The 1,769-nt window shown below is 46.5% G+C and carries 1 protein-coding gene and 1 pseudogene; both read right to left on the reverse strand.

Annotated elements, in window-relative coordinates:
* Positions 1 to 250: 250 nt before the first annotated feature.
* Complete coding sequence (locus tag H6G46_RS08875) at positions 251 to 1,501, reverse strand: class I SAM-dependent methyltransferase (protein WP_010873390.1); 1,251 nt, start codon at positions 1,499 to 1,501, stop codon at positions 251 to 253.
* A 174-nt stretch (positions 1,502 to 1,675) separates the two neighbouring features.
* A pseudogene (locus tag H6G46_RS08880) lies at positions 1,676 to 1,769 on the reverse strand (IS5/IS1182 family transposase); the annotation flags it as partial.

Genomic DNA, 1,769 nt, shown 5'->3' on the forward strand with positions numbered 1-1,769 from the left:
CAGGTACAACAATGTTAGACAAACTACGTTATTTACAGGCTTTCATGTGTGAAAAAATAAGCTATGTACACTGGCTAAGGGAGTTAGCACTAAGGTGATGAATTTGCTTTGCTGTAGGATTATTCTGTCTATTTTTAGGTCGTACATAAGTGCGATTCAACGATTCTGAATCAAAAGGTATTTATTAAGGGTAAATTTCAGTCCTTTTAAATTAATAAATTAACATCCTTACTTTTAGTAAGTTTACGATTTAGCCCGCCATTGGTAAATTGCCTATTTCCAAGGCTGTTGGGGGCCTAAAACCCCGCAGAGTTGGCTCCTTCATCGAGATATTTAGCTTCTTACCCTGTAGTAGTACCCCAAATTTACCGAGGCCATTGGGATCAATTAACTGGTGCAAAATGGCCCGTCGGGAAAAAATTTCGTTCAAATCATACTGCCCACTGGATAAATCCGCTAGGCGATCGCCAAGGCCAAGATTCATTAAAAAAGGCCCCTGCTGGCTAAAATCCAAACGATTCAGGCCATAGCATTCTCCCCACCATTCCAAGGCAGTGAAGTTGACATGGGCAGTGACGTCCTGTTGCCCCAAATTGACGAAGGGATTATCGTGGTGCCGTTGTTGGAAATAGCATTGCAGCGTCCCTCCAGTGCGTTGGGGATGGTAATATTTCCCCGCTGGATGGCCATAATCCACCGTTAATACCCATCCCTGGGCTAAAACCCGAGCAATTTCTTCCAAAGCCTGTTGGGCGGCTAGGTTGACTTCGGTTTCATAATTTTCTCCGTAGGGAGGAGAAGTCAGTTGCAAGCCAAAGCTAGCGAAGTAATCTACCAATTTGTCAGTGGACAGGTCGTCCCAAACGCTAGTGAGATCCGTTGATCCCGCCTCAATATATTGCTCTTTCAAAACCCCTTGTTTGATGCCCACTCGATGGACGGGCAGGGCATCGAAAAATTCATTGCTAAAACAACAACCTACTAAGCTATCGTTTGCCAACTCTGGCCAAGTTTGCCATTGGATTTTGCCCATTTCCCGCCAGGGTTCTAAGAGATTGGCTTGCCTTCGGCGGAGGGCGGCGGACTCCTCAATGATGTGGTAGTGTAAGGCGGCAAAAAATTCGGGATACAGTCTTTGGGTCTGGGCCAACACTGTTTGGGCAAAGGCTCCAGTTCCAGCCCCCAATTCTAAAAGATCAAAGCGGTCCGGTTCCCCCAGCCGCTGCCACATTTCCAAAAATTGCTCCGCCAGCAGTTCGCCAAAATCGGCCCCCAAGGCGATCGCCGTGACAAAATCCCCGCGAATGGCAATGTCCACCTGACCACTACTGTAATAACCATAATCAGGTTGATAGAGCACCCACTCCATAAACTCCGCAAAAGTGAGCCGCTGGTGGGGACTTTGGCGGATATGATCAAGGAGAGCAGGGAGAATATTCTGGGTCATGGATGATGGGAAACAGAGAAAGGTCACGGTGGCGGCGATCACCGAACTGGCCATTTTCCTCCATGGATTGAAGGAAGGGCACAGGCCAAAAGCTCAAGGGGACGGAATGCTTAGGCCACTGACTAGGATTTTTAACGATTGTTCATTAATTGTTCACCAAAACGGTTCCTTTGACGTCGAGCTTTAGCTCAAAGGACATACAATCCCTTAGAAAGTGTTTGAAAAGTTTTAAGCAAGCCTTTGAAGCATGAGATGAACCATGGCAACATAGAGCATGGTCTCACTGGTGGTAGGTAAATATTCATAATCCTTGCTTAAACGA

Origin of the sequence: Synechocystis sp. FACHB-908, assembly GCF_014698595.1 — a bacterium.
Lineage (GTDB): Bacteria > Cyanobacteriota > Cyanobacteriia > Cyanobacteriales > Microcystaceae > Synechocystis.